This is a genomic window from Desulfitibacter alkalitolerans DSM 16504 (assembly GCF_000620305.1).
Taxonomy (GTDB): Bacteria; Bacillota; DSM-16504; order Desulfitibacterales; family Desulfitibacteraceae; genus Desulfitibacter; species Desulfitibacter alkalitolerans.
This window is the reverse complement of record NZ_KK211102.1, coordinates 1-24,801: the sequence shown is the minus strand read 5'-3', so window position 1 is coordinate 24,801 and position 24,801 is coordinate 1. Positions and strand designations below refer to the sequence as shown.

At 40.4% G+C, this 24,801-nt stretch carries 19 protein-coding genes and 2 riboswitches; of the genes, 13 read left to right on the top strand and 6 right to left on the bottom strand.

Annotated elements, in window-relative coordinates; genetic code table 11:
- Nucleotides 1-3 precede the first annotated feature (3 nt).
- From K364_RS0114365 to hydA, 6 genes are all read right to left on the bottom strand, one after another.
- On the bottom strand, nt 4-1,545 hold the full coding sequence (locus K364_RS0114365) for a DUF2284 domain-containing protein (RefSeq protein WP_028308597.1): 1,542 nt from the start codon (nt 1,543-1,545) through the stop codon (nt 4-6).
- A gap of 64 nt (nt 1,546-1,609) precedes the next feature.
- Nucleotides 1,610-3,004 (bottom strand): amidophosphoribosyltransferase, encoded by a 1,395-nt coding sequence (gene purF / locus K364_RS0114360; RefSeq protein ID WP_028308596.1) that lies wholly within the window; start codon nt 3,002-3,004, stop codon nt 1,610-1,612.
- Nucleotides 3,005-3,060: 56 nt separating this feature from the next.
- A complete protein-coding gene (gene bzaB / locus K364_RS0114355) occupies nt 3,061-4,347 on the bottom strand; it encodes a B12 lower ligand biosynthesis ThiC-like protein BzaB (RefSeq protein WP_028308595.1) in 1,287 nt (428 codons plus the stop codon).
- 135 nt (nt 4,348-4,482) lie between these two features.
- Complete coding sequence (gene thiC / locus K364_RS0114350) at nt 4,483-5,784, bottom strand: phosphomethylpyrimidine synthase ThiC (protein WP_028308594.1); 1,302 nt, start codon at nt 5,782-5,784, stop codon at nt 4,483-4,485.
- Between the two features lie 144 nt (nt 5,785-5,928).
- Nucleotides 5,929-6,130, bottom strand: a riboswitch (cobalamin riboswitch).
- A 196-nt stretch (nt 6,131-6,326) separates the two neighbouring features.
- Nucleotides 6,327-7,013: a glycoside hydrolase family 25 protein gene (locus K364_RS24240; protein WP_051534094.1), complete on the bottom strand. Its 687-nt coding sequence runs from the start codon at nt 7,011-7,013 to the stop codon at nt 6,327-6,329.
- A gap of 183 nt (nt 7,014-7,196) precedes the next feature.
- Complete coding sequence (hydA, locus tag K364_RS0114335) at nt 7,197-8,576, bottom strand: dihydropyrimidinase (RefSeq protein ID WP_028308592.1); 1,380 nt, start codon at nt 8,574-8,576, stop codon at nt 7,197-7,199.
- Between the two features lie 260 nt (nt 8,577-8,836).
- Nucleotides 8,837-8,937, top strand: a riboswitch (purine riboswitch).
- Between the two features lie 248 nt (nt 8,938-9,185).
- On the opposite strand from hydA, the gene K364_RS0114330 reads away from it, so the two are divergent.
- From K364_RS0114330 to cas2, 13 genes are all read left to right on the top strand, one after another.
- Nucleotides 9,186-10,307, top strand: coding sequence for a BMP family ABC transporter substrate-binding protein (locus K364_RS0114330; RefSeq protein WP_035269549.1), 1,122 nt, complete (start codon nt 9,186-9,188; stop codon nt 10,305-10,307).
- An 84-nt stretch (nt 10,308-10,391) separates the two neighbouring features.
- Nucleotides 10,392-11,921: an ABC transporter ATP-binding protein gene (locus tag K364_RS0114325; RefSeq protein ID WP_028308590.1), complete on the top strand. Its 1,530-nt coding sequence runs from the start codon at nt 10,392-10,394 to the stop codon at nt 11,919-11,921.
- Nucleotides 11,921-13,042, top strand: coding sequence for an ABC transporter permease (locus tag K364_RS0114320; protein ID WP_051534093.1), 1,122 nt, complete (start codon nt 11,921-11,923; stop codon nt 13,040-13,042). Before K364_RS0114325 ends, K364_RS0114320 begins: the two co-directional genes overlap by 1 nt.
- The gene (locus K364_RS0114315) at nt 13,042-13,977 is read left to right on the top strand and encodes an ABC transporter permease (protein WP_028308588.1); all 936 of its coding nucleotides are present in this window, start codon (nt 13,042-13,044) and stop codon (nt 13,975-13,977) included. Before K364_RS0114320 ends, K364_RS0114315 begins: the two co-directional genes overlap by 1 nt.
- A gap of 26 nt (nt 13,978-14,003) precedes the next feature.
- Nucleotides 14,004-15,323, top strand: a complete 1,320-nt coding sequence (locus tag K364_RS0114310) for a 5'-deoxyadenosine deaminase (RefSeq protein ID WP_028308587.1) — start codon at nt 14,004-14,006, stop codon at nt 15,321-15,323.
- A gap of 581 nt (nt 15,324-15,904) precedes the next feature.
- Complete coding sequence (gene cas6 / locus K364_RS0114305) at nt 15,905-16,636, top strand: CRISPR-associated endoribonuclease Cas6 (RefSeq protein ID WP_028308586.1); 732 nt, start codon at nt 15,905-15,907, stop codon at nt 16,634-16,636.
- Between the two features lie 15 nt (nt 16,637-16,651).
- Entirely contained in the window at nt 16,652-18,379 is a 1,728-nt protein-coding gene (gene cas8a1 / locus K364_RS0114300; RefSeq protein ID WP_051534092.1) for a type I-B CRISPR-associated protein Cas8b1/Cst1, read from the top strand.
- Nucleotides 18,376-19,248 carry a type I-B CRISPR-associated protein Cas7/Cst2/DevR gene (gene cas7i / locus K364_RS0114295; RefSeq protein ID WP_028308584.1) on the top strand — a complete coding sequence of 291 codons (873 nt, stop codon included), beginning with the start codon at nt 18,376-18,378 and terminating at the stop codon, nt 19,246-19,248. Before cas8a1 ends, cas7i begins: the two co-directional genes overlap by 4 nt.
- Nucleotides 19,235-19,993, top strand: coding sequence for a type I-B CRISPR-associated protein Cas5b (gene cas5b, locus K364_RS0114290; protein WP_028308583.1), 759 nt, complete (start codon nt 19,235-19,237; stop codon nt 19,991-19,993). The genes cas7i and cas5b overlap by 14 nt, the downstream gene beginning before the upstream one ends.
- Nucleotides 19,994-20,005: 12 nt before the next feature.
- Nucleotides 20,006-22,339 carry a CRISPR-associated helicase/endonuclease Cas3 gene (locus K364_RS0114285; protein ID WP_035269542.1) on the top strand — a complete coding sequence of 778 codons (2,334 nt, stop codon included), beginning with the start codon at nt 20,006-20,008 and terminating at the stop codon, nt 22,337-22,339.
- A gap of 41 nt (nt 22,340-22,380) precedes the next feature.
- The gene (cas4, locus tag K364_RS0114280) at nt 22,381-22,869 is read left to right on the top strand and encodes a CRISPR-associated protein Cas4 (RefSeq protein WP_028308581.1); all 489 of its coding nucleotides are present in this window, start codon (nt 22,381-22,383) and stop codon (nt 22,867-22,869) included.
- A 424-nt stretch (nt 22,870-23,293) separates the two neighbouring features.
- Nucleotides 23,294-24,286, top strand: coding sequence for a type I-B CRISPR-associated endonuclease Cas1b (cas1b, locus tag K364_RS0114275; RefSeq protein ID WP_028308580.1), 993 nt, complete (start codon nt 23,294-23,296; stop codon nt 24,284-24,286).
- 2 nt (nt 24,287-24,288) lie between these two features.
- On the top strand, nt 24,289-24,567 hold the full coding sequence (gene cas2 / locus K364_RS0114270; RefSeq protein WP_028308579.1) for a CRISPR-associated endonuclease Cas2: 279 nt from the start codon (nt 24,289-24,291) through the stop codon (nt 24,565-24,567).
- Nucleotides 24,568-24,801: the final 234 nt, after the last annotated feature.

Genomic DNA, 24,801 nt, shown 5'->3' with positions numbered 1-24,801 from the left:
CAATCACTCCAGTAGCAGCAAGGCAAAATACCTGCAAAAATCATTTTTACTGTCCAGGGTTCGTAATGCTATGCCTGCACCCTTGACTGTTGCAAAGACATCTATACCCGCACCTTCCATAGATGGTCTGCTATCCTTGGGTCTGCGGCATTGCCCATGGGTACTGCATACATCACAAAGGGTGCATGGGCCTGCCCAGTAGGCAAAAGCTTTATAAAACCCTGTCTTGAAAGCTTGCTTTTCAGCTTCTAAAACAAGCCTTTGAAAGGTATTAGTGGGAGGTTCACCCTCTAGAAGCAGTGCCAGGCTATAGTTCTTAAGCACATTTCTAGTTTCTTCAGGAGATGGAGTGTTTGGCGGACAGCTGAGCTTTCCAAAGCTGCTGCATCCAAACCGACATTTTACAGGTGTCCAGTCAGGAACATGGATAGATTTCATGGAAATTGAACAGGCTTCCTTAAATCCCAGATCCTTTATTTCCCTGAGCAAAGCAGCTTTTTTATCTAGAGATAGGCCTTCCAAGCTATCCTTGCTGCCTGATCCAATGATTACAGCAGTATCAGTCTTTAGAGGAATGATATTAGCAGCATAAAGACCATATTCTCTCAGCTGTTGTATAATCCATTTTCCAGCAAAAACCTTACCGTTATATGTATTAATCAACATGTTTATGTCAAAAAGGGCAGCCCTTTCAGAGAAATGCTCCAAAAAGAAATCGTGCACCAGCAGGAAGCCGCCTGGCATAAGACATTCTGCAGCAGATTTCAAAATATGTGTTATTTCATTTTCTGAATAAGCATGGACAATGTTTGAGAGGATAACCAGATCATGCTGACCTTTTTTAAAAGGCCACTCTTCTAAAATATTGGTTGCACAATAGGAAATATTTTCATTAAACCCCCGAATTGTCACAAGTTCCCTTGTGTAGCTCAAAACCTGGGGGATATCCACAAGGGTAGCTTTCATATCAGGAAATTCTTTTAAAAAGCCTGCAGATATGGCCCCTGAGCCTGCGCCAATATCCAAAATATGACCACTTACAAAAAGACCCTTAAACATGGGTGTAATTTCTTTCACCTTTACCCGGGCAACATTATCCATGGCAGTAATATATTTTCCAATTCTTGATTTCAGGTCTTCAGAATCAGACTGGTCATTTCCGGAGAAATCAATCTTTCCGCCTGTTTCAATACACTTTCTGAGATCCTGCCAGTAAGCTGTTAAATATTTGCGCCAAAGAATAGAATCTCCCTGGTAATATTCCTTGCCCTTGACAAGGTAGTCTGAAGAAATCCTGGTGTTAAAATAGGTATTTTCGTACCTATCTAGGAGCCCTAGAGAGCATAAAGCATGCAGGTAGCGTTCCAATGCTTTAGTGTCACTACCTAATCTATCTGCAGCTTCGGCTAGAGTTTTCCCGTTGGGTTCAAGTAGTGAAAAAATATCCAATTCAATGGCTGCAAATAGCACCTCTGAAAACCAGTATCCGGTGGCCAGATTTTCTAAGTACTGGGGACCGGAGCCTTGGGGATCATATCTGAACAAATAAACCTGCTCCTTTCATCCATCTCCACGATTGCCTCCCGTCTCCATATCCCTGCCCCTTGGCTCATATGGAGCGTGCCATTTCTGTAGGATAGGTGCCGTTAAAGCAAGCTGAACAGAATTCCTCCCTGGGGGCTTTCAAAGCAGAAAAAAGGCCGTTTAAACTTAGATAGTGGAGACTATCTGCTCCAATAAAACGTCTTATCTCTTCTTGATTGAAACGGGCTGCCACCAACTGATCGGGGGAGGCAATGTCTATGCCGTAATAACATGGACAGAGAATGGGGGGAGAAGCAACCAATAAATGTACTTCCATAACTCCAGCCTGCCGCAGCATTTTGACAATTTGACGGCATGTGGTACCACGTACTAGAGAATCATCCACCATTACTATTCCTTGACCCTTTAAAATATCCTTTATAGGGTTAAATTTAAGCTTTACCCCAAGTTCGCGCAGTTCTTGACCTGGTTGAATGAAGGTGCGTCCGGCATACCTGTTTTTTGTTAAACCTTCCTTGTAGGGAAGGCCTGACTCTTCTGTATATCCCAGGGCTGAAGTAATTCCTGAATCAGGTACAGGTATCACCATATCAGCATGGATAAAATATTCTTGAGCCAGGGCTTTACCCAGATTTCGACGCACCTGGTTTACAGATTCCCCATCTATAACACTGTCCACACGAGCCAGATAGATATACTCAAAAATACACAGGCTCCGTTGACTTGAAAGAGGAAATTGCGTGGACTTTATCCCAGCTTGATCTATGGTAATTATCTCTCCAGGTTTTACATCCCTGCTAAATTGTGCCCCAACAGCGTCTAATGCACAGGATTCAGAAGCCAGTACATAACCTTCTCCCAAGGTCCCAAAACATAAGGGCCGCATACCCTTAGGATCTCTTGCACCAATTAACTGGTTTTCTGTCATAATTACCAGGGAATAAGCACCCTTAATCTGGTGCATTGTCATCTTGACAGCTTCTGTTAGTGAAAGTGTACTGTTTTGGCTAATCAATTGCAGTATAATTTCACTATCACTAGTTGTTTGAAAGAAGACCTTATTCTTAGCCAAATGCTGACGCAGCTCATTAGTATTAGTTAGGTTTCCATTATGTGCAAGGCAAAGGGTTTTATCAGAAAACCTGGAAATAACAGGTTGAGCATTTTCAAGTGAGCTGGCACCGGTAGTCGAGTAACGAACATGACCAACGGCCATGCTTCCCTTTAGCTGCTTTAGATTATTTTCATTAAAAACTTGGGCAACCAGGCCCAGACCTTTATGGACATTAATGCTTTGACTATTGGACACGGCTATTCCGGCACTATCCTGTCCCCGGTGCTGTAGGGCATAGAGGCCATAATATGTTAGCTGAGCGGCATCTACATCTATACCGGGGGCATAGATGCCAAATACACCACATTCTTCTTTAGGCTTATCATGAAGAATTCTACTAAACATACAATCTCCCCCCATTTGATTTGGCTGGAAAAGGGACAAACCTGCTTATTCCCCTGCTAGCCAATGCCAAAATATCTGGCAGCAGCGGCAGCTGCACAATCAGGACCACATACAGCGCAAACACAGGGAGCATTACCTTTGTTTTTGGCTCTTGCTTCCAGTAGGCTGCTGGAGTTTAGAGCAAGTTCAATTTGTTTATCCATATCAAGGGCAACCCTGGCTTTTGCCATTTGCAGATTTCTATCCCATGCACCTTTTCTTCCCCTTGCAATATCCGCTGCTTGAGCTGCTATCTTGATAGCTTTTACACCTGTTCTAACATCCTCCTCATTTGGCAGACCCAGATGTTCGGCAGGAGTCAAATAACACAAGAAATCAGCACCGCACATTGCTGCATAAGCTCCTCCAATTGCACCGGTAATATGGTCATAACCAGGTGCTATGTCTGCAGCCAAAAATCCCAGAACATAATAGGGAACATTATAGCAGAGTCTTTTTTGAAGAAGAATGGTGGACTCAATATGGTTTAAGGGAACATGGCCTGGACCTTCCACCATAACTTGTACTCCAGCTTCCAATGCTCTTTTTACTAGATCGCCGGCCAGCATCAATCCCTTAAGCTGCACCTGGTCAAGAGAATCAGCAGTACAACCTGGTCGAACTGCGTCTCCAACACTAAAAACTACATCATACTCCTTCATAATTGCCAGCAGGCGGTCAAAATGTTCTAGTAGCGGATTTTCCTTTTGGTTGTGAAACATCCAACCTGTTAGGAAGGAACCTCCACGGCTGACCACTTCAGTAACCCTGCCGGTTTTTTGAAGGGTTTTCAGCACATCTAAGCTCAAGGCACTGTGAATAGCCATAAAATCAAGGCCGTCAGCTGCTTGTTTTTCAATTGTGTCAAGTATGTCATCAGGTCTCATTTCCACCACGCTTCCATATTTATGAATGGCTTCAACTCCAGCCTGATAGAGAGGTACACTTCCTACAGCCACCCTTGCCAGGGACAGGGTCTGTCTTCTCATGGCATCAATATCTCCGCCTGTACTCAAATCCATGAAGGAGTTGCATCCTGCTTCCTCGGCGGCTTTTAGCTTTCTAGCTTCCATTTCAGCCTGAGACCTATCACTTGAAGTGCCTATAAGAGCATTTACTTTAATATCTAATCCCTTGCCAATTCCACAAATCCTGGAACGGCTGCGGTTCTTGTTTTTAGGGATAACAATTGTTCCCTCGGCAACACCTTGACGAATGAATTTAACATCTACATTTTCCTGAATAGCTACTTTTTCCATTTCTTCAGTGATTTTTCCAGCTCGTGCTTTTAACATTTGAGTCATTATTAATCACCCCTTCTTTTAACTAACTATTTAAACATGCATTTCATATCTGAGAGTACAACGACCTCTTAGCCATTTATTTAAACCGTGGAATTTATCATAAATAATAATTTCTTCTAATATTAAGAGCTACATTTAGCATGCATGTTTAGTATCAGTATTTAAATACTTGGAGATTATCTCCATGGCACAGTATTGTCCGCACATGCTGCATTTGGAGGAGAAATCATCACTTCTTTCTTTCCAGATTAGTTTTGCGGTAGTAGGATCAATGGCCAGGGAAATCTGTTTATCCCAGTCAAGGGCTTTTCTGGCAATGGACATCTCAAGATCCCAGTTTACAGCAGCAGGCATTCCCTTGGCCAGGTCCCCACAGTGGGCAGCAATACGGGCAGCTACTACTCCTTCTCGAACCTGATTAGCATTGGGAATACCAAGATGCTCGGCAGGTGTTACATAACAGATGAAGTCTGCACCGGCCCATGAGCTTACTGCACCGCCAATGGCTGCACTTATGTGATCATGACCCACACCTGTATCCGTTACAAGGGGACCAAATACAAAATATGGAGCATTTTTACATAGTCCCTTCTGAAGTTCAATGGTCGTTTTTATCTGGTTAAGTGGAACATGTCCTGGGCCCTTAACCATAACCTGAACACCAGCATCTCTTGTTCTTTGTACCAGTTCCCCCAGTACTACCAATTCTTGAACCTGTGCACCGTCTAAGGAATCAGCCAGGCAGCCAGGTCTCATGCTGTCAGCAAAGCTTAGAGCTACATCGTAGTTCTTGGCAATTTCCAGAACCCTGTCAAAGTATTCATATAAGGGATTTTCCCTCTGGTTATGTACCATCCACCCTATGAGATGAGATCCTCCGTAGCTTACAAGGGGATCAATTCTACCTTCTCTTTTTGCACGCTCTATAATAGCCATGGTGGTGCCACAATGAAGTGCTAAAAAGGCCACTCCTTCAGCCGCTTGAGCTTCAATTACTTCAAAAAGATCATCTGCTGTCATTTTAAGAGATGATCCATATTTAATACCAGCATTAGCAAGGGCCTGATATAAGGGAAGTGTACCTACCGGTTTAGAAACTGCAGATAAAACTTCCTTACGCATTGCATCAATCTCACCTGTTACACTCAAGTCCATTATGGCATCTGTGCCGGCATCAACAGCTGCCCTGATTTTTTCCAATTCATTTTCAATACTTGCATCTTTCCCATATAGACCTACACTTGCACTAACCTTGGTTTTAAGTCCGGCACCTACTGCCAGGGGTACTGCATTAGTGTGATTAGCATTTTTAAGTATGACAATTTTACCTTCAGCTACTCCCTGTCTGATAAATTCAGGACTGACTTTTTCTTGTGCTGCCACCTGCTCCATTTCTCTGGTGACAATACCATTTTGAGCATTTCTCAGTAAAGACATTGCTTTTACCTCCTTGGTTTTTAATATTAAAAAGTCCCCAACCTTAGATAGAAAAAATAAAAGTCCCCAGCCAAAATAAAAATCTGGCTGAAGACTTTACCATCATCCTCAATGCTGCAGTTGTCTGTCTCTATTCCCGAGAGACTTTCCTCTTGCAAACAGGCAGGTTTCCTGACTTCCGTATCATTGCGGCTTTACTCCTTCCCATTCTCCTTATCCCAAAGGGCGTGAAGAACAGTGGATATTTGTAAAGCAGCTCTCCGGTTACAGTGGCGGGACCGTTTGGGACTTGCACCCAATTCCCTTTTGACCTCCATCTGGAGGCACCAATTTGCACATAGCAGTTTATTAACTTTATCAACATTTTAATTTCCACTACTGGAAATGTCAAGAAATTTCTATTATTTTTCCTATCACCTTCCAGATGTTCGTTATGCCTGCCCAACAAATACTTAAGATGAATAGAATTATTATTAGATTTGATGGAGCCAGAGCTCTATTCTGGGAAGATGAAGCAGGTTAAGATGCACATAGGATAAGTACTAGCAGCTCCTAATCAGATCTGGCACAGCCCAGTTTAAATCAACATTTCCCTTGATGCCTTTCACCTTTCCTGAATTGGTGTACTGCCATGCTGTCCATCTGGCCCAACCACCTGCATTGTCAGGATATTCCGGGTTACCCCTTGCATGGGGATACATTGCAATCCAAAGGGGCATATGAGCAAGGATAAAGCCATGGGCAGGATGATTAAAATTGTTATGTTCTTTGATAAAATAGCTTCCAGTATAAAGCATTAAAGCTCTGCCAGTATTCTCTGTAAAATAGCGGTCAAATGAGGCAGCCCACTCTAAAATTTCATGGGTAGCTGCTTTGGAGTCTTTTTTGGCCGGCGGTACCTCTAAGTCCAAAACCGGAAGTATGTCACCAACTCTATTTTTCCCAAAGCCTTCTGCCATGGTTTTGATAAAATGCTTCGCTTCTTCAATAGCCCCCTGTTTGGTTGGATTATTGTCTGGCCTGGCAAAGTGGTATGCACCTGTTGGGATGTTTGCTGCTAATGCTCCCCTTGCATTACTTATAAATCTGGGATCGGTATATGTTCTTCCTTCAGTAGATTTAATATAGGCAAAGCTTATATTAGCTTTTTTTACAGAATGCCAATCTATTTCCCCCTGCCAATGGGAAACATCTATTCCGTGTAAACAGCTTGCACTTGCCTTTTGCAATTGGAAACCTCTTAGTATAAAAGCTTAGATACATTAATACATCATATATTTTTAGCGTCATTTTGTTACAAAAAGTATCTGAAAGGTTTGAATTAAATATTTAGTATACTGATTATATACTGCTATATACTGTTTGGAGCGTTACCATTATTTTACCTTAATGGCATTTTAGCGTATCACTGCCTAGACATATTGGGGCTGTTTTCTTCTGATAAACTGCCCAAAGCCTTTTTCCCCTAAAAACTGACCATTTTCTACTATTATATTGCCCCTTAATATAGTTGTACTTGGGTAACCCTGAACCTCAATTCCTTCATAAGGTGAATAGTCACTGCCCATATGAAGGGTATCTGTGCCTAGACGAACCTTTTTGTTCGGGTCAAAAATGACAATATCTGCGTCAGTACCAACAGTTAAGGTGCCCTTGTTTGGATACATGCCAAAGATTTTAGCCGGGTTATGACACAGCACCTCTACGAGCTTGTTAAGGGAAATCCTATTGTGATTTACTCCAAAGTGATGCATTAACGGCAATAAGGTCTCTGTACCAGGAATACCAGGGGGCACATCCTTGAAGGATTCCTTGCCTTTATCCTTTTGTGCTGTTGTAAATGAGCAGTGGTCTGTGCTGACTACTGATATGGAACCTTCCTGAATGCCTTCCCAGAGCTTATCCTGATCTGTTTTTTTCCTAAGGGGTGGCGTGGCAATATGATAATGGCCGTTGGTTTCTAGATATTTATCATCATTTAGAACCAGATATTGCGGACAGGTTTCAGCCATTATGGGCACCCCCCTGCTTCTGGCCTGCCTGATAATCTCTGCTCCCTCTGACGTAGAAAGGTGCACTATATACAACAAGCTATTAGTATACCCGGCAAATAAAGCGGCTTTGGAAACTGCTTCTGCCTCGGCAATATTAGGTCTGCTTAAAGGGTGATATTCAGGAGCTAGCTTGCCCTCTGCTATATTCTTTTCAGTGAAATATTCACACAGGTAATCATTCTCAGCATGGAGTATAACCATGCCCTTGCTGGCATGGGCTTTCCTAATTGTTTCCAAAAGTTCTCCATCTTCAACTAAAAAACCTGTTTTTTTATAGGTGGTAAAAAGTTTAAGAGTAGAGTACCCATCCATTACCACATCAGGTATTGCATTAAAGGAGTCCTGGCTCAAATCAGTAAAAAGACTGTGCAGGCCAAAGTCGATGCATACCTGATCCATGGCTTGCAGATATCTTCTATGGACAGCTTCTTTTACAAATTCACCCTTTTCCTGTTTGGTAAAGTCAATGATAGTTGTAACTCCTCCCAGGGCGGCAGCCCTGGTTCCTGTAAAAAAGTTATCAGCAGTCTTTACGCCTCCTCCACCCATAGTCTCAAAATGGGTATGTACATCAATAATGCCTGGAAAAACATACATACCCCTGGCATCCAAGGTTTTTTCTGCAGACAGGGTGCTTAAATCGCCAATAGCTGCTATTTTACTATTTTCAATTCCAATGTCTGCTTTAAAGGATTCAAAGGGCGTTACTATGGTTCCATTGGTAATTTTTAATTGCACATTGCATTCCTCCAGTATAGTATTTTAATATAATATACCCATTATCTTTTACGAACCTTTTCATCAGCTTTCAAATGCCTAATAATTGTTGATAATAGCTGCTATCACATATTATTCAATGTGATAGGGTAAATACCTGCTGTGCATTAAAGAAAACTATGTAATTCCTCCATATATAACTTGCAGAAAAATTACAAAAAATTTACAAGATACCAAGCAGGATTTTTTAAATTTTCGGAGAATTATCCTTTATATAAAAAAATATTGGTCATTTAGCTTTGCGTATAATCCCAATGATATGGTTTGGGAGTATCTACCGGGTGCCGTAAATAACCCGACTACGGAGGATTCTTTCCTTCGTGGTGGGGTTTTTGTATGTATATATGTATAATTATTTAAATCTAGTTTAATATTCCAGGGATTTGTTAAGGTAAATTTATGATAGACTAATCCATATCTAACATTTAAAATATATACGAGAATGTAGAGAATAGTTTTAAATGGAGGTGATTGCTAACGTAAACTTTCATTATTGTGCTAGGTCTTTACATGGTGTAAAAAGAGAAATAAGGATTTAAAGGTTTGTAAAAAGAGGAGGTTGTACGGTTTATGAATAAGTTTAGAAAAATGAGTGTGCTGTTGGCGTTGATTTTAGCACTGGCATTGATAGTTGCAGGTTGTGGTGGTAAAAAGGTTGATGAACCAGCACCAGCTCCAGCACCAAGCGAGGAACCGGAAGAGTTTTTAGTAGGTTTTGTATATGTCAGTCCAATAGGTGACGGTGGCTGGACCTATGCTCATGACCTGGGAAGACAATACTTAGAAGCTAATGTCCCGGGTGTAAAGACGGCTTACTATGAAGCCGTTCAAGAAGGACCAGATGCTGAAAGAGTTATCACAGAGCTTGCAGAAAAGGGAGCAAAGGTTATTTTTGCTACCAGCTTTGGTTTTATGGATTATATGTTGAGCGTTGCAGAAAGATATCCAGATGTGGTATTTATGCACTGCTCAGGTTATAAAACAGCGGATAATATGGGAACATACTTTGGCAAGATTTATCAGGCTAGATACCTATCTGGTATAGCTGCTGGTATGAAAACAGAAACAAACAAGATTGGTTATGTTGCAGCTTTCCCAATTCCTGAGGTAGTCAGGGGAATCAACGCCTTTACTTTAGGTGTTAAATCAGTAAACCCAGATGCTACTGTAAGCGTTGTATGGACAAATACCTGGTATGATCCAGGTACTGAGAAGCAGGCAGCTCTAGGTTTATTAGACATGGGCGCAGATGTAATAGCACAGCACCAGGATACACCTGGCCCAATGCAGGCAGCTGAAGAAAAAGGTGTTTGGGGAGTTAGCTACAACTCTGACATGACCCATTTTGCTCCAAATGCCATTATGACAGGTCCAATGTGGAACTGGGGACCATATTATGCAAACACTGTTAAAGCTGTAATGGATGGAACATGGTCAAGTCACCAGTATTGGGGACCAATGTCGGACGGCATTGTGGATCTTGCTCCATATAATGAAAATGTCATGACACCAGAAATGATTGAAGCTGTGGAAGCTGCAAAAGCCAAGGTTCTTGCTGGAGAGTTAGACATTTTTGCTGGACCAATTAAGGATCAGTCTGGTCAGGTAAAAGTTCCAGAAGGAACTTCAATGACTGACGGAGAAAAGCTTGGCTTTGACTGGTTCGTAGAAGGTGTCATTGGTAGTTTATAAACAAATTACGGTTGCTGGTAAAAACCAGCAACCGTTTTTATCAAAACATAAAACTCTGCAAAATTCTTTTTAAGGAGGTAAAATATGCCTCAGTATCCACTTGTTGAAATGAAGTCCATAACAAAAAGATTTCCAGGAGTAGTTGCAAATGACAAGGTGAATTTTGAAGCAAAAGCTGGGGAGATTCACGCCCTTTTAGGAGAAAACGGAGCCGGCAAGAGTACCTTAATGAGTATCTTGACAGGACTCTATGCCCAGGATGAAGGTGAGATTTTAATAAAGGGGCAGCCAGTTAGAATAAACTCACCTAGGGAAGCCATTGACCATGGAATAGGCATGGTACATCAGCATTTCCGCCTGGTCCAGCCGTTTACTGTAGCAGAGAACATAATCTTAGGTAAAAAAGGCGTAGGCTTATTCATTGATAAGGATAAGCTGGAAAAGGAAATAGAAGATTTATCTAAAAGATTTGCCCTCAAAGTCGAACCAAAGGCCAGGATTTGGCAGCTTTCTGTTGGAGAGCAGCAGAGAGTGGAAATTATCAAAATGCTTTACAGGGGTGCTGACATATTAATATTAGATGAACCAACAGCTGTGTTAACACCTCAAGAGGTGCGAGAACTCTTTAGAACTCTTAAACAAATGGCATTAGAAGGTAAAGCGGTAATTCTTATAACCCACAAGCTCAATGAGGTTATGGATATTGCTGATAAAATAACAGTTCTAAGAGGCGGAAAATCAGTAGCCACTGTCAACAAGGTTGATACAAATAAAAAAGAACTAACCAAACTCATGGTAGGTAGAGAAGTAATGCTTCAGGTTGATAAAAAACCTGTTCAAGAGGGACCGGTAGTATTGGATTTACAAAATGTTTCTTGTTTAAGTGATAAGGGCTACCCTGCATTAAAGGATGTACACCTCCAAATAAAAGGGGGAGAAATACTAGGTATTGCAGGGGTTGCAGGCAACGGTCAAAGAGAATTAGCTGAAGTCATAACAGGCCTCCGTAAGGTTACAAAGGGTTTGATAAAAATTGAAAACAAGGATTATACAAATGCTAGTCCCAGGGATATTATTGAGGCCAGGGTTGCTTATATTCCAGAAGATAGAGTGGGAATGGGCTTAGTTCCAAGCCTATGCTGTGTTGAAAACACAATCTTAAAAAATTACAGAGAAAAGCCCGTGTGCAGATCTCTATTTATTGACAATAAATATGCCAAAGAGCGAGCTGCCAAGCTGGTAAGAGATTTTAACGTTAAAACTGCTGGCATAGAAAAGCCTGTTAAATTAATGTCAGGTGGAAATTTACAAAAGCTTCTATTTGCAAGAGAAATTTCATGCGAACCACGACTTATAGTTGCGGTTTATCCAGTTAGAGGGTTGGATGTAAGTGCTATAGAAGCTGTTCATGATATACTTTTGGAACAAAGAGGACTGGGGACTGCTATCTTATTTATTTCAGAGGACTTGGATGAAATCTTTAAAATGTCAGATACAATTGCTGTTATGCACGAAGGAACCATCATGGGTGTAATGCCTGCCCATGAAACTAATGTTGAAGAGGTTGGCATGCTCATGGCTGGAACCAAACTGAAGCAGGAGGAAGTGATATAATGGCAATGACGCAACTAAAACAGTCTGGTACAGTTTCACTAAAGTTTGAAAAAAGACTAACAACATCTAAATGGATAACTATACTCGTACCAATTGTATCCATTCTCCTGGCTCTTTTGGTAGGTGCAGTTTTTATATATTTTACAGGCCATAAGCCTATAGAAGTTTATCAAGTTATGCTTAAAGGGGCCTTTGGCTCAAAGTATGGCATTTCTGAGACGGTGGTTAAGGCAATACCCCTGATACTCACTGGTTTAGCTGTATCCATTGCTTTTAGAATGCAGTTATGGAACATTGGAGCAGAGGGACAGCTCTATATGGGGGCATGGGCTGCCGGTTATGTTGCCTTGTTTATGACCTGGCTTCCAGGATTCCTGGTGTTGCCAACAATGTTTCTTTTTGGCTTTTTAGGAGGAGCCTTCTGGGGTTTATTGCCGGCTATTCCCAGGGCATTGCTTAATGTAAATGAGACAATCACAACCCTTCTGTTAAATTATGTAGCTATACTGTGGTTTGCCTTCTTTATATATGGCCCATGGAGGGACCCTGCAGGATTTAATTTTCCCTTAACTGCCCCCTTTGATCAAGCCGCAAGATTAACAAGGCTTTTTGATACAAGGGTACACACAGGCATCTTTATAGCAATTATTATTGCAATTATAATATATTTTCTACTAAAGAAAACTAAATGGGGCTACGAAATCAGGGTTATTGGCCAGAGCCCAAATGCAGCACTGTATGCTGGGATGAATATTAAAAGAAATATCATACTGGTCCTTGCATTAAGTGGAGGCATAGCCGGCATTGCAGGGATGGTTGAAGCCGTTGGCCTCACCCATAGATTACAGCCCACCATGTCACCTGGTTATGGATACACAGCCATTATCATTGCATGGCTGTCCAGGTTAAACCCCTTTGCAATTGTAGTAGTGTCATTTCTGTTTGGCGGCTTGTTGGTAGGTGGCTACTCTATCCAATCAATTGGACTACCTTTGGCTACTTCCCACATGCTTCAGGGTTTAATACTGTTTTTCGTTTTGGGTGGAGAAGTTTTTTACCGCTATAGGATTAAATTTAAAAGGAAAAATGCCGAAATTGATGACAAAGGGGGGCAGTCATAATGGATTATACAATGTTAACCATAACGGTTTTGGCTGCTGCCATTACAGCTGGAACTCCCATATTATATGCTGCTTTAGGGGAAATTTTGGCAGAAAGAACAGGCGTATTAAATTTAGGAATAGAAGGAATGATGTTAGCAGGGGCAGTCTCTAGTTTCATGGTCTGCGTAATGACTGGAAGCGCATGGCTTGGTCTGCTTGCAGGCATGATAGTTGGTGGAATAGTGGCTTCAATTCATGCCTTTTTGTGCATTACCCTAAAGGCTAACCAGGTTGTAAGCGGACTTGCCTTGACGATATTTGGAACAGGCTTAAGCGGCTTTCTTGGGAAATCTCTCATCGGTATTCCAGCACCTAAGACCTTTTCAAAAATTGCTCTGCCGTATTTAAGTGATATTCCATTTCTAGGTCCAATATTTTTTAATCAGGATATATTAGTTTATTTCAGTTATTTATTGGTTCCCTTACTTTGGTTCTTCATATATAAAACCAATCCGGGCCTGAAAATGCGCTCAGTAGGTGAAAATCCAGGTGCTGCTGATTCATTAGGTATTAACGTATTTTTAGTAAGGTATGTATATGTAATTATCGGTGGCGTATTTTCGGGGATAGCAGGAGTTTACCTTGCCCTGGCATTTGCACCAACCTGGTTGGAAAATATGACTGCAGGAAGAGGTTGGATTGCAATTGCTCTAGTAATTTTTGCTACTTGGAACCCAACAAAGGCCATGGCGGGTGCGTATCTATTTGGAGCTGTATCTGCTCTTGGGTTCAGACTCCAGGCCATGGGTGTGGCTGTGCCTGCATATTTCTTAAGCATGCTGCCTTATTTATTTACTATAGCAGTACTCATATTTGCAACAATGCAGACGCAAAAGAACAGAATTGGTGCTCCAGGAGCGTTAATGCTTTCTTATGATAGGGAAGATAGATAGGTACGAAAGGGGATTTAATCTTAATAATGAGAATACTGTTTAAAGGGCCTACCATAGTTACCATGGATTCACAAGAGGCCATTATAAAAGGTAATGTACTAGTTGAGAATAACCGGATTGCATATATAGGCAGCAATGAGCCAACTGCTGACAGGGTAATTCTAGCAGAAGGAAAGCTGCTCATACCTGGATTGATACAAACTCATGTTCATTTGTCCCAGACTTTATTTAGAGGTCAGGCCGATGATCTTGAACTTCTAGATTGGCTAAAAAAGAGAATCTGGCCCCTTGAAGGTGCTCATGATGAGGAAAGCCTGTACCAGTCTGCTCTTCTTGGGATTTCTGAGCTGCTTTTAGGGGGTACTACAACCCTGGTTGATATGCAGACAGTACACCATACAGATGCTGCCATACATGCCATTGCAGAAAGCGGTATTCGAGCCACTACAGGAAAGGTTATGATGGATCATGGGGAAGAGGTTCCCGGAACCTTGATACAGTCAACTAACGATGCAATTCAGGAAAGTGTAGACCTGCTGGAGAAATGGCATGGCAAAGAAAATGGCAGAATCCAATATGCCTTCACACCTAGATTTGTTGTATCCTGTACAGAAGATTTGTTAAAGGAAGTAGTCAAGCTTAGCTCCAAATATGGTGTTAGGGTTCATACCCATGCTTCTGAAAACAAGGGTGAAATAGAGATTGTTGAAAGGGAACGCGGCATGCGCAATGTCCTGTACCTGGACCATATAGGCATGGCTGCCCCCAACCTTATATTGACTCACTGTATCTGGCTCAATGATCAAGAAATGGAAATCCTTCAGAAAAGGGACGTAAAGGTTGCCCACTGTCCAACATGCAATATTAAGTTGGCTTCTGGAATAGCGCCCATCCCAGAGATGTTAAAGCGGGGTATAACTGTATCTCTAGGTGCTGATGGTGCTCCCTGCAACAATAATCTGGATATATTCCAGGAAATGAAAATGGCAGCGTTAATTCAAAAGCCTCTTCATGGACCCACAGTAATGCCTGCCAGGGAGGTTTTCAAACTGGCCACACTTGGTGGTGCTAGAGCAATGGGATTAGAGAATGACATTGGTTCCATTGAGGTGGGCAAAAAGGCTGACCTGGTGCTCATATCACTTGATGAACCCCATGTGAATCCAGTAGATGGGGTTGATCCATATTCACTGTTAGTGTATTCAGTAAGAAGCTCGGATGTATGCTTGACCATGGTTGATGGGAAAATATTAATGGAAAACCGAGAACTAAAGACAATTGATAAGGATGCAGTTGTGAAAAAGAGCAATATTTCAAGGGTCAGGCTTGACAAATTGACAAAATAGCGTAGGATATGAACCAAACTGCTGTGGCTTTGCCATGGCAGTTTTTTTTTGCATAAAATTAAACCCAACGGTTTCATTCAAGCTAATAATTATGCTCAATTCATAACTTGTTGCAACAATATTTCCCAAATTTCGACAAAGGGAAAATCATTTAATTGGAGAATATAAGTATAAAATGTAAATATATGACTATAAAAGCAGAACAGCCAGGGATATTACCACCTGGCTGTTAATCCTTGTAGGTAGTGTTAACTAACGTATGAAATACTAAAGAGACTAAGAAGCCCTATTTTCTATTGGCGCCTCTATTATATTTTGGATGCTACACAATATTTCTTGTGGTTTAAAATATGAAGATTAATGACGAAAAAAGAAATAATAAGTCGAATGATTTAACTATAAAAAGAGTATGAGGTTTGTTAATATTATATTAAAAAGTAGCTTTGCTATTATAAGGGATAAGTAAACCGGATAAAAACCAATGTGGAATGTTAAAGTTTAGTTATCACTGATTATTACAATTAATTTAACCAACATGGAATTTTCAAATTATCAAGATTTAACTGAGAGGAGGTGCTAGAGTGCGTATCAAAGTCGAGTTTGAAACTAAAAAGGAAGGTCTTCCCCTTGAATTTAGACGCAAGTTTATATCTTATCTAAAAAGCGCTTTCGAAGACTATAGCCAAGACCTCTTTGCGGCATTGTACGGAGGGGGACATGCTCCAAAATCCTTTTGTTTCAGTTTTTATTTTTTGCCTCAGGTGACCGTTGCCAAAGATGGCATAACTCTAGATAGCAAACGATTTATTTGTAATTTCACTACCAGGGATATCATGATGGGCGTGCATTTACTCAATGCTTTCCTGGGGAGGCGTAACAGATGGGTTTCCTTAGCTGACTGGGACAACCAGTTAAAAGTATCGGATATTACAAAGGTGCAGGAACGTCCCATTACTGGCAATATAGTAGCTTTTAAAATCCTTTCGCCCGTTGTGATCCGGGATCACGACGAAAATGCGGACAGGGACTGGTATCTTACTTTTGAAGATGAAGGATTCGAGGAAATTTGGAAACGCAACCTGAAGTCGGAGCTGCAAAACACCTTTGCCCGAGATGTGGGAGCCGATGTCGATGCTTTGCAAATCAAGCCCATTTATCTCAAGAAAACAGTTGTCCTGCATTATGGCATATCAATTCCGTGTACAATCGGCAGCTTTGTGGTGAAAGGCGAAAAGTATTTACTGGAATATCTGTATAAAGCAGGAATGGGCTCGCGAAGGGCAATGGCTTTTGGCTGCCTTGATCTGATGTAGAAGGGAGGGATGAAGATGAAAAATGGTGATGTGCTGCGGCTGACAATGGGAGACTGGCAGTGGAATGCAGCTGTTGTAGGATTTATCAATATTGTGGGAAAAAATAATGTTCATTTTGTTAATGATTCTATTGAGTTTTCCCCGGAGCTTTTAGAGGATTTCCAAGAAAAATACTTTGCATATTTTTTTCATGACTATGGGATAACTCTGTCATGGCATAAAATTGTTGCTTTTGAGGACAAGATGGAAGCTTATAAGAAGAATGAATTTGAAAACTTTAATTTACAGGCCCTGAAAAGTTTTAACCATTATCTAAAAGATGTGAAACGTTACATAAAAAGCAATAGCTACAAAGCGGCCTATAAGCTGATCGCTTCAGATGTGGATATGCTTTCTTTAGAAAAACAGTTAGCAGTAGCGAAAGAACCCAAAAATCAGGAACTATTTGAGATGGACAAGCAAAAAATTATTATTGATGTCAAAAAGAACTTTACTGTTTTGCAGCAGGTAATTTCCTATTGTAAAAGCCCACAGGGAAAACGTTATATCAGAGCCAAAAATGTTATCTATACTATAATTAAAAATGCCTGGAACGGAGTATGTTTTCTTAATGCCCAGACCAAGGAACAAGATGTTTATACAAACTATAAAGGGTATTTCGTGGGGGTAGCCATTGAATATTTATCACAAGACAAAAATAATTACAAATATAATTGCTTTGTTTGCGATGCCTCTATAAAAGATCTGACAGGTGATTTGAGCTTTTTAAATGCAACTGGTTTTGATGTGGCGCGGAAATCTTCTCATGTATGGAACTTTCAGAATGATATTGCAATTTGTCCGTTGTGCAGGTTGGTATTTTCCTGTTTGCCCGCGGGGCTGACCTATGTTTATGACCGAGGTATCTATGTAAATGTCACGATAGACCTTAAGAAGGCAGTGGAAATTAACTATAAGATACATATGGATATCCTGCAGAGAAAAGAAGGAAATCCTCGTTCTGTTTATCCCGCTTTGGTGGGAGCTCTGCACGAAACTGAGCATGATACGGCAAAATATGAGCTTGCGGATATCCAGGTCGTTCGTTATGAAAACGATAGCTATCGTTTCAACATCTTATCACGTAAAATGCTGAGAATAATTCTTGAATCCAGGAAAGAATTAGATGGGTTGATTAAAGCAGTTTCTGTCGAAAATGGGATGAATGTCCGTATTTATGATGAGGTAATCAATCGCATTTTTAACAATCAAAATTTATTTACCCTGATTCACCGGATGCTGTATCATAAACTGGCTAATCCGCGAAACTGTTATTTTAACAGTGCTCATATTAATCATTTGCTAATAATGAATCAAAAAATCTATAAGGGTTTAGGAGGGATGAGAGTGGAAAAACAAGAAGGAAACAGACCGAAAAATCAGGCTTTGGTCCGCACAGCCAGAATGGCAGGGCAAGAGCTGAAAAAGAGATATTCCCGAAAAGACGCGGAGCATAAGCTTCCCGGGATTTGCTACAGGTTGCTTAATGCGCTGAAGACATCCAATAAAGATATGTTTATGGATGTCATCCTGAACTGTTACCTATATGTTAAATCTCCGGTACCCGACGTTATTACTAATGCTTTGAGTGATGAAAAAGATTTCAGTAGCATGGGCTATGCCTTTGTGTCAGCTTTAATTGATGAAACAGATAAGCAAGCTAATACGGCTTTGCTAGATGATGAGGGGGAGGAATTACAATGAAAAATAAAGGATTAACCTTAACGATTGTTTTCCAGGCTGAAAGTGCCAACTATGGGGAAAGTGTGGGCAATGTTGCTTCTTTGAAAAAGCTAGCTAGAGGACAAGGAGACCAATATACCTATATTTCCAGGCAAGCCTTGCGCTATAACATTGCCGAACAATTGGGCGAGGAACTGGCGCCGGTTAAAGCGGAAGGAAGCGGCGAAAAAAAAGTTGTACAATTTAGTGAGAAAGCTACTATTGATAAATATCCAGAAATTGACTTTTTTGGTTATCTAAAAACGGAGAAGGGTTCCGGAGGGAAGAAACGAAGCGCCAAAGTCAGGCTTTCCAATGCCATCTCCATGGAAACTTTTAAAGGAGACCTGGATTTTTTGACCAATAAAGGACAAGCAGATAAAATTAAGGAAAATATGAATATTGCCCAGGCGGAAATTCACCGATCCTATTACCGTTATACTGTAACTGCTGACCTGGAGCAAATTGGTGAAGATGAGGTTTATCATATCTCTTTGGATAACCAGGAACGGGCGCGGAGAGTGAGGCGTTTGCTGGATACTCTGGCTTTTCTTTACCGTGATATTCGCGGTCGCAGAGAAGACTTGAAACCTCTCTTTGCCATCGGTGGTGTATATGATATTAAAAATCCTGTATTCCAAAATGTGGTGAATGTCAAGGATAACTGCATTGAAGTCTCAGAGATTAAGGGTGTCTTGTATGACAGCATCAAGGAGGATACGCATTGTGGTGTTGTGGATAAGAGCTTCGATAATGCCAGAGAGCTGAAAGAGAAGCTGCAAGCCCTATCAATGCCTGAATTTTTTGCTATTTTAAAAGAAAAGGTAGATCGCTATTATGAAGGCAGTTAGAGTACGGCTCTATCAAGACCTGGTAAATTATAAAAGGCCCAACAGCTTTCAACTGAAAGAAACATATCCATTGCCGCCGTATTCAACAGTCATCGGAATGGTGCATAACTTATGTGGCTATCAGGAATACCAGTCCATGCAGGTCAGTGTGCAGGGAAAATATTTTTCCAAGGTAAATGACCTGTATACTCGCTATGAATTTAAAAACGCCATGAAATATGAAGAGGACAGACACCAACTTCGTGTGGGAGAATATGGGATAGGCAGAGGGGTGGCGACAGCAGAGCTGTTAGTAGATGTGGAACTTTTGTTGCACATTGTCCCTGACGATCAAAGCAAAATTGAAGAAATTCATGCCGCTTTTGAAAAACCAAGAGAGTATCCGTCATTGGGCCGCAGAGAGGATCTTGTTACCATAGCTGAAGTAAAGCATGTTACCTTAACTCTTACGGAACTGGAAGATCAAATCACAATGCCGGAGGATTATTACGCCTATATTCCTTATGCGTTGCTGGAAGAGGAAGGGGAAGAGAAAGTTAAGTTAACCCATTATGTATCAGGAATAAGGCCAGGGACAAGGTACAGACTGCCTAAAAACTATGAATTGGTTAATTACGGAACAGAAAAAAATCCCAAACTATTCCGGAAATGGCATAAGGTCGAGGTCATTTACGGCAACGCCACTGCTTTGTCGGACGAGGCCTTTCTGATTGATGAAGACCGCTTTGTTGCCTATCTTGTTTAAGGAGGAAAAATTATGGGTATAGATAAAAAAGCCCTGGCCAAATCCTACCCGGAAGAGGATATTCAGACCCATACCAATTGCCTGCTGGATAACTTGGAGCTATTAAAAAAACTTTATCCCAATCTTTTCGTGGATTGGGGTTCCTTGTATATATTATTAAAATTGGCTTGTATTTATCACGACCTGGGGAAATTGTATCCCAAGTTTCAGAGCTGTCTTCGAAACAGGCTGCCTTATATTGATGGCATTCCCCATGGTCTTTTAAGCTTGGCATTCATTCATGATAAATGGTTGTACAAGGAAAAAATCTTGACAAGAAGCGAGATCAAGCTTTTGTTTCATTCCGTGGCTTATCATCATGACCGGAAAATGCCTTTATCTAATGATGATATTGAAAAAGAGTTTGCCAGTCTAGAAAAACCCTTTAAACGTTTTCAATATGATAAATTGCCCATTAGATTTGTGGCGAAATCAATTAACCAGCGCTATTTTGTCGTAGGAGAACGGCTGGATAAAGAGAATGAAAATTTGTTTTTCCGTTTTATCATGTTGGAAGGTCTTTTGAACCGTTTGGACTATGCGGCAAGTGCCAATGTTAAGGTTGAACATCCTAACGATTTTTTAATAGCTGGGATGGGTAATTTGATGGACCGTTGGAAGGAAAAACATCCACAGAGCAAATGGAATGACCTGCAGATTTATATGCAAAGGAACAGGGATAAGAATGTGGTCGTGATTGCTCAAACAGGTATGGGCAAGACAGAAGCCGGACTATTGTGGTTAGGAAATTCCAAAGGTTTTTTTACGTTGCCTTTAAAAAGTGCCATCAACGCAATTTATAAGCGAATTGTAGAGGATGTGGTGCTGGAAGCAAAAGAAGAAAAAGTGGGAATGCTGCATTCAGATACATATACAAAATATCTGGAAGAAAGTGAATCGGAACAGAAAAAATTGGAGGAAAAAAGGGAAACGGATAGTGAAGGGACCTCTGCAGATCTCTATTATACCAGGACTAAACAGTTATCCCTGCCCCTGACGATCTGCACTTTGGATCAGCTTTTCAGCTTTGTTTTCCTATATCGGGGGTTTGAATACAAACTGGCTACTCTGGCCTATTCAAAAGTAATTATTGATGAAATACAGATGTATTCTCCTGAGTTGACGGCTTATCTAGTGTTAGGACTTCGGTATATGACCCGCATGGGAGGGCGCTTTGCCATTTTGACAGCTACCCTGCCTGCTTTTTTTCTTGATTTGTTGAAAGAGCAGGATATTCCTTTTGAGCCTCCCCAAGTTTTTACCGATCAGAAAATCCGTCATAGCCTTAAAGTACTGGATAGAGAAATCAACGGCGAAGATATTGCCGCTTTGAGCCGGCAATATGGTGGTAAGAGAATTCTGGTAATTTGCAACACCATACAAAGTGCCGTAACGCTTTATCATCAGCTTCAATGGGATGAAGAAAATGAACAGGTACAGGTCATGAATGATTCTCTGGATGAGAACGGAGAAAAAACAGGGGTATATTTGCTCCATAACTACTTTACCAAAGAGGACAGGGCTAAAAAGGAAAAGCATATTATACAAATGGGTAAGAAAGGAAGTAATGAAAGTGGTATTTGGATTGCCACCCAAATCGTTGAAGCTTCTTTAGATATTGACTTTGATTTGCTATTAACCGAACTATCTGATCTGAATGGGTTATTCCAGCGGATGGGCAGATGCTATCGAAATCGAGACTTGCTGGATCTCATGTATAACTGTTTTGTATTTATTAATAGGTGTAGCGGAGTGGGGGCCTTTATCGACAAAGAAATCTTCCGTCTTTCTAAAACGGCTTTATTAGAAGTGGACGGAATTATTGGGGAAGCCCAAAAAGTAGAGATGATCCAAAAGCTCTATACGAAAGAAAATTTGCCGGAATATTATCTAATCATGAAAGAAACCATTGATTATATCAATTCCCATACACCTTGGGAAATTGATAAAAAAGAGGTTGAAAAAAGGTTTCGTAATATTGATACTGTAAGTATTATTCCACGCAAGGTTTATGAATCCCGCAAAGAAGAAATCAGAGAAGCGATAGAAGTTCTGCAAAAAGATTACCGTATTACAGATCGGGAACAGGCAAGGAAATTAAGGGCAAGGGCACGGGAAGTGATAACGAAACAGACAGTAGATATTTCCAAATATTTATACCTGCAGATAGAAACTGAAACCATTCGTATCAATGATTATGAGCAGATTCAGATTGCTCAGTGTGATTATAATAGCCGGGAGGGAATTATCCGACCTGTAATGAAAAAGAAAGCAGATGAAACGGATTTCTTTTCCAATTCTTTCTAAAAAAATAAGGCTTTTTGTGTTAACTGGGAGAGGAGTAAATTATGCGTATTACAGGAACCATGTTTTACTATTATTTTGTTTGTCATAGAAAACTGTGGTGTTTTTCTAATCATATTACATTGGAAAATGAGAGTGAAAGGGTTTTGCTGGGGAAGCTACTGGATGAGGCATCTTATGGAAGGGAGCATAAGCATATACTAATTGATGAAACTGTTAATGTGGATTTTATCAAGGATTGGAAAGTGCTGCATGAAGTGAAAAAAAGCAAGAGTATTGAGGAAGCTTCTATCTGGCAGGTTAAGTATTATTTATATTTCCTCAATCAGAGAGGCATTAATATTAATAAAGGAATTCTGGATTATCCTCAAATAAAAAAACGAGAGGAAGTTGTTTTACAAAATGGAGATAAAGAAAAGATTGAAAAGATCCTAGGTAATATAGAAGATATTGTGTCTCAGGAAAAGATGCCTTCGCTTATAAACTCTAAAATATGTAAAAGCTGTGCTTATTACGAGTACTGTTATGTGTGAGGAGAGACTAGTGTAAAAAATAACGCAGATAAGTTATAAAAGGGCGCACTAAACTAAGGCCCTTAAAGACCTAAAAAATCAAGCTTTAGTTTTAGCCACGGAAATGTCAGTAGCAGCATAAACGTTTGGAGTTGTCAAATTAGACATATCTGTGCCAATCTCGGAGATGATGGTGATTGTAGAAGCTCTTTTAACTTCGGGAATGGTATTGAGAAGGTTTATTGCACCTTCATAAGGTTTAATCAACTTATCAACTTTTTGGTCCAGTTCAGCAATTGAACTAGTTACGTAATTTTAAAGTCTTCACCCATTTAGGGCTAACGACAGTAATACGGATGGTATCTTCCAAAAGATTGCAGACAGGAACCCAATATTTTTCTTTATTATTTGTGTCGCCAGCGGTAGCGGCGGAATGGAGGTTAATATGGCGGAAAGTTTTTATCTGTTCTCAAACGGTGAACTGCAGAGGAAAGACAACGTTTTGAGAGTGGTTGCTCCTGATGGCAGATTCAAGGATATTAAAGTAGAGATGACGCGGGATATATATTTGTTTGGGGAAGTGGGGCTTAATACTAAATGTCTGAATTATGCCGGCCAGTTATCTATACCTATTCATTTCTTTAATTACTATGGTTTTTATACAGGGAGCTTTTATCCAAAAGAAGAAAATGTATCCGGCAAATTATTGATTGAACAAGTTCAACACTACACTGATCCCGTTAAGCGGCTGGAAATTGCCAAAGCTTTTATTGAAGCGGCAAGTCATAATATTTTACGAAACCTGCGTTATTACAATGAGCGCAATCGTGAACTGGAGCCTTGCATAGCGGAGATCAAGTCTTTAAGGCGTCTGATTGACCAAACAAAGGATGTTAATGAGTTGATGGGGTTGGAGGGGAATGTTCGCCGTGCTTATTATAGTGGATGGAAGGAGATCATAAATCAAGAAGTTGATTTTGAAAAAAGGGTCAAGCGTCCTCCGGATAATATGGTGAATGCACTAATTTCTTTTGTAAATTCTCTTGTTTATATTACCTGTTTGACTGAGATATATAAAACCCAGCTGCATCCTGCAATAAGCTATCTTCATAGTGCCGGAGATCGGCGTTTTTCCCTTTGCCTAGATATTTCGGAAGTATTTAAGCCCTTGATTGCCGATCGACTGATATTTTCCATGTTGAACAAGAAAATGTTAACAGAAAAGAATTTTGAACGAGAATCTAACTTTTGTTATCTAAAAGAGGTAGGGCGCAAGCGGCTGTTGGAAGCTTATGATGAGGATTTAAAACGAACCATCAGGCATAAGGGTTTGAATAAAAACGTATCTTACCGGTATTTAATACGGCTGGAGTGCTATAAACTTATAAAGCATTTAATGGGGGATAAAAAATATGAAGGGTTTACAATCTGGTGGTAATCATGTACATTATTTTGGTTTATGATATTGAGATGGATGAAGGAGGAGCCAGAGCTTCCAGAAGAATTTTTAAAATCTGCAAAAAATATTTAACTCATGTACAAAAATCTGTTTTTGAAGGGGACATTACCCCGGCATTGTTGAAAAAACTGGAATTAGAATTAAAACCGAATATTCGACAGGATAAAGACTCGGTGTTACTATTCAAAAGCAGAGAGGAACGTTGGCTTCAGAAAGAGTTTTGGGGGAAGGAGGATGATAAGACGTCCAATTTCTTTTAATAGGATATTTTCTGTCGACCTCCGATATTGAGATTTTCCCCATAGAGCGACAGAACGGTTAAAATCCTAGAAAAATGGGGTTAACCAGACTTGGGTTTTGGAATATTGCATAAATCATTCTTCAAAGCATTTATGTTATACAGCTTTTCGACAGAAAAGGCTTCTAATTCTCTTAATACAAGTGCATTTATAACCGTAGCGTATTAATTTAACCAGGGTGGAATGTAAATGAAT

What these genes read in the sequence shown, in the direction of transcription:
- purF (WP_028308596.1), bottom strand. Translation starts at nt 3,004, where the DNA reads ATGTTTAGTAGAATTCTTCATGATAAGCCTAAAGAAGAATGTGGTGTA.
- bzaB (WP_028308595.1), bottom strand. Translation starts at nt 4,347, where the DNA reads ATGACTCAAATGTTAAAAGCACGAGCTGGAAAAATCACTGAAGAAATG.
- thiC (WP_028308594.1), bottom strand. Translation starts at nt 5,784, where the DNA reads ATGTCTTTACTGAGAAATGCTCAAAATGGTATTGTCACCAGAGAAATG.
- K364_RS0114330 (WP_035269549.1), top strand. Translation starts at nt 9,186, where the DNA reads ATGAATAAGTTTAGAAAAATGAGTGTGCTGTTGGCGTTGATTTTAGCA.
- K364_RS0114325 (WP_028308590.1), top strand. Translation starts at nt 10,392, where the DNA reads ATGCCTCAGTATCCACTTGTTGAAATGAAGTCCATAACAAAAAGATTT.
- K364_RS0114320 (WP_051534093.1), top strand. Translation starts at nt 11,921, where the DNA reads ATGGCAATGACGCAACTAAAACAGTCTGGTACAGTTTCACTAAAGTTT.
- K364_RS0114315 (WP_028308588.1), top strand. Translation starts at nt 13,042, where the DNA reads ATGGATTATACAATGTTAACCATAACGGTTTTGGCTGCTGCCATTACA.
- K364_RS0114310 (WP_028308587.1), top strand. Translation starts at nt 14,004, where the DNA reads ATGAGAATACTGTTTAAAGGGCCTACCATAGTTACCATGGATTCACAA.
- cas8a1 (WP_051534092.1), top strand. Translation starts at nt 16,652, where the DNA reads ATGAAAAATGGTGATGTGCTGCGGCTGACAATGGGAGACTGGCAGTGG.
- cas7i (WP_028308584.1), top strand. Translation starts at nt 18,376, where the DNA reads ATGAAAAATAAAGGATTAACCTTAACGATTGTTTTCCAGGCTGAAAGT.
- cas5b (WP_028308583.1), top strand. Translation starts at nt 19,235, where the DNA reads ATGAAGGCAGTTAGAGTACGGCTCTATCAAGACCTGGTAAATTATAAA.
- K364_RS0114285 (WP_035269542.1), top strand. Translation starts at nt 20,006, where the DNA reads ATGGGTATAGATAAAAAAGCCCTGGCCAAATCCTACCCGGAAGAGGAT.
- cas4 (WP_028308581.1), top strand. Translation starts at nt 22,381, where the DNA reads ATGCGTATTACAGGAACCATGTTTTACTATTATTTTGTTTGTCATAGA.
- cas1b (WP_028308580.1), top strand. Translation starts at nt 23,294, where the DNA reads ATGGCGGAAAGTTTTTATCTGTTCTCAAACGGTGAACTGCAGAGGAAA.
- cas2 (WP_028308579.1), top strand. Translation starts at nt 24,289, where the DNA reads ATGTACATTATTTTGGTTTATGATATTGAGATGGATGAAGGAGGAGCC.